The 3642-nt window shown below is 26.0% G+C and carries 5 protein-coding genes; 2 read left to right on the top strand and 3 right to left on the bottom strand.

All coding sequences use genetic code 11. The features are described 5' to 3' along the window. Window positions 1-191: 191 nt before the first annotated feature. Entirely contained in the window at window positions 192-845 is a 654-nt protein-coding gene (locus tag KQI16_RS09895) for a hypothetical protein (RefSeq protein WP_216434021.1), read from the top strand. Window positions 846-906: 61 nt separating this feature from the next. Here KQI16_RS09895 and KQI16_RS09890 read toward each other — a convergent pair whose 3' ends face one another. The 3 genes from KQI16_RS09890 to KQI16_RS09880 form a co-directional block, all read right to left on the bottom strand. Continuing rightward, window positions 907-1074 carry a hypothetical protein gene (locus KQI16_RS09890; RefSeq protein WP_216434025.1) on the bottom strand — a complete coding sequence of 56 codons (168 nt, stop codon included), beginning with the start codon at window positions 1072-1074 and terminating at the stop codon, window positions 907-909. 64 nt (window positions 1075-1138) lie between these two features. After that, window positions 1139-2584, bottom strand: a complete 1446-nt coding sequence (locus tag KQI16_RS09885) for a sensor histidine kinase (protein ID WP_216434024.1) — start codon at window positions 2582-2584, stop codon at window positions 1139-1141. A 61-nt stretch (window positions 2585-2645) separates the two neighbouring features. Then, window positions 2646-3329 carry a response regulator transcription factor gene (locus KQI16_RS09880; protein ID WP_216434019.1) on the bottom strand — a complete coding sequence of 228 codons (684 nt, stop codon included), beginning with the start codon at window positions 3327-3329 and terminating at the stop codon, window positions 2646-2648. 119 nt (window positions 3330-3448) lie between these two features. On the opposite strand from KQI16_RS09880, the gene KQI16_RS13095 reads away from it, so the two are divergent. After that, window positions 3449-3642, top strand: a 194-nt coding sequence (locus KQI16_RS13095; RefSeq protein WP_442861798.1) for an IS1/IS1595 family N-terminal zinc-binding domain-containing protein, incomplete at its 3' end; no start/stop codon positions are given.

Here is a 3642-nt window from a genome sequence, read left to right as displayed (position 1 = left end):
TAAGTATACTCAAAAAAAGACCTAACGGTATAAAATATCATAATAAATGTAAATTTATTCATAAAGAAAACAAAAATGGCAAGTAGAAACTTTTTTAAAATTTACTTGCCGAATTCAAGATTTTATTTTTAAGAGCAATATTTTTATAATATTTTTCGTAAAAAATTTCGTAATGAAATTGGGGGAAAAATATGATAAAAATAGATTTAAAAATAGATCAGGGAATTCCTCAGTATGGATGCAGCTCTTGCTATGATTGTAAAAGTGAATTTGGAAAAAGTCTTTGTGAAATAAAAAATAGAGGCTGTTGTTCCTATTTTCCAAAATTCAATTTATATGATATTCATAAAATGGTCAAAGAAGAGGAAGGCATAGAAACTTTGACTAGAATATTATCCTTGCCCAAGGTAGAAATTAAAAATTATTACATACATGCTAAGGGATTTTTTGATGAGGAAGGATATAAAAATTACAACAATAGTGGGAAATTAAGTAAGTTTAAAGTAAGAGATAAGACTATATTTTTTAGAGCATGTCCTTTTGTAAAATCAGGAGAAGGATGTACGATAAAGCCTAAATATAGAAGTTATGTATGTAACTTTTTTATTTGTGAAGAGGTAGTAAATCAAGTGAAAGATGATGAAAGATTTAAGCGTTATGAAGCGGAAAGAGATAGATATGTTAAATGGATAACTTGGGAAAATAATTCTCTTGAATACTATTTTGCATCAGAAAAACTTAATCTAATCAATAATTTTCAGGAAATTATTGATATACTAAAAGAAATGCCTTTAAGGGAATATGAGTATGAACCTTTAGAAGCAATAGAAATAGATGAAAATTAATTTTTAACTTCCGGTTATGTTATAATTTATAAAATTATAACATAACTAGGAAGTTTTTTATTTATCCTTGATCATTTGTTGATTTTATTTGATTATTACCTTTATTTCTGTTATTGGTATTTCTATTTTTATCGGCGTTGCTTTTATTATTTTTATTTCTGTTATATTGAGACATAATATCACCACCTTTTATATAATTAGTATTTCTAAAAATTATTAAATTATTCATAAAAATACTCATTAAGGGAAGAGTATCTATATTAATCTTCTCTTAATGAGTAATAAATTTAATCTTATTCTTCATCAAAATTTGGAGCATCAGCTTTTTTCAATGTAAATTTAAATATTACTCCATCATAAGTATTTGATAGTGAAAATTTACTATTATGTAAGGTAAGTATTCTATCTACAATTGCTAAACCAAGACCGCTACTATTTTTATTTTGAGACCTGTTTCTAGATTTATCTAATTTGTAGAATTTATTAAATAAATTTTCTATTTCTTCTTCAGGAATATGTGTGCCCTTATTTTCTACTGATATTTCAACTAGATTTTCTATAGTTTTAACTTCTATAATTACATCTTTACCTTTATCTGTGTATTTAAAGGCGTTGCTTAAAAGATTGGTCATTACTTGATCTAACTGTAAACTATCACCTATTACATAACAATATTCTAAATTTGTTTTTAAAATTAAATTTAGCTTTTTTGAGGCATATTCTAAGGAAAACTTTTTAATTAAATTTTGAATTAATCTTAGGATATTAAATTTTTCTAAAATTAATTCTGTAGTTCCAGATTCAAGTTTTGATAATTCTAACATATTTGTAACTAATTTATCCATTTTCTTTGCTTCATCTATTATTGTTTCTAAATATAAATTGATATCTTCCCCCGTTGCAATACCATCTCTTAAACCTTCAGCATAACCTTCAATAATTCCTATGGGTGTTTTTAAATCGTGAGAAACACTTGCAACAAAATCTTTTCTTAGTTCCTCTATTTTTCGTTCTTTTTCAATGTCTTCCTGTAGTTTAATATTTTTTTGCTTAAGATCTTCTAAGGATCTTTCTAAAGAAGAAGATAAAAAGTTAAGAGTGGTAGCAAGATTTCCTATTTCATCTTCTCCTTGAACTTTACATTTAACCGAAAAATCTAAGTGAGACATACGCTTTGCAACCTTATTTATATTTATTAAAGGTTTAGTAATTAAATTTACATAAATAAGAGTTAATATCAATCCTAATATTAAGAAAGCAAGAAATAAATAGATATAGAATTCTTTTATTACATCTGTAGCTTCTCGAATTGGCTGCATAGAGAATACTGCTACTATTATTGAATCATTGAAGGAGTTTAGGGACATCGGTGTTATTGTGCCTATTTTTGTAGTCTTAGTAAATTGATTTTCAAATATTGTAGTTTTAGATTTATTGCTTTCTAATACTTCATATATTAAGTCTTTATTATTTATAAGCTCAGCACAAAAATATGTTAAGGTTTGAAAATCATCAGTATTTTTATCATAATTAGGTATAAATTTAAATTTACCATCTAAAGAAAGTAAAGCGATTTTAGAGTTAGTATTTTGTTCAAATCTAAATAAGGCTTCATTAAGTAGTTTTTCATTTGATGCTTGATAAGAATAAAGTTCACTAAATTTTTTAGTTTCCTTTATCATTTCTTTTACTTTTTTATTTAAATAAAAATCTTCAAAAAATAGATTTTGAAATATCATACTAAATATTAAAAGAATAAATATCAAAGATGAATTAATAATAAATAGTTTACTAGATATGCTAAGAGTTAACTTTTTCTTCAAATTTATATCCACTTCCTCTTACAGTTACAATATAGCAAGCCTTATCTTTTAATTTTTCCCTAAGTCTTTTAATATTAGTATCTACTGTTCTAATATCACCGTAATAATCAATGCCCCAAACATTATCTAATATGGTATCTCTAGACAAGGCAATTCCTGCATTGTCAGATAAATACACTAGAAGTTCAAATTCTTTAGGAGATAGATTTATTACCTCTCCATTCACTTTAACTTCATGAGATAATTTGTTTATTGTTAATCCATTAAATTCTCTTATATTTGAAAAGCTTTCTTCCTCAGAAGTTCTTTTTAGGAGAGCTTTTACCTTGGCAACTAGAACTTTTGGAGAAAAAGGTTTTGTCATATAATCATCAGCTCCCATTTCATACCCAAAAAGCTTATCTTCTTCTTGACCTTTAGCAGTTAGTAAAATTACTGGAACAGTAGAAACTTTTCTTATCATTTCTAAAACTGTAATTCCATCAACTTTAGGCATCATAATATCTAAAATTACTAAATCAATTTTATTATTAATAAAATAGTTAAGACCTTCATCACCATCAGCAGCTTCAATAATACTAAAACCTTCTTTTAAAAAATAATCCCTAAGTAGAAATCTTATTCTAGTTTCATCTTCTATTATTAAAATATTTTTTTTCATAAAGTCCTCCATAAGCTTTCTTTAGTTCTGTTAAGTTATATGATATTTGAATTTCATCCCTCCTTAGAGTATCTTAAATATAGCAACACCAAAAATACCTCCGAAGGAGAGATGAAATTATGTGCAAATTATTGAATAAAATTTCATGTCCAAGATGCCATAGTCAAAATCTCTATCGCTTTGGAAAAGACAAAGCAGGTAATCAAAAATATCAATGTAAAGACTGTAGACGTCAGTTTACTTTTGAAGATTGTAGGGGTAAGAAAAATCGTATATTGAGAGGATATCCTCGTTGTCCTGTTTGTGGTAATGG

Origin of the sequence: Caproiciproducens sp. MSJ-32, from assembly GCF_018918055.1 — a bacterium.
In the GTDB taxonomy this organism is placed as follows: Bacteria; Bacillota; Clostridia; order Clostridiales; family Clostridiaceae; genus Clostridium.
This window is presented reverse-complemented; position numbering and strand designations above follow the sequence as displayed.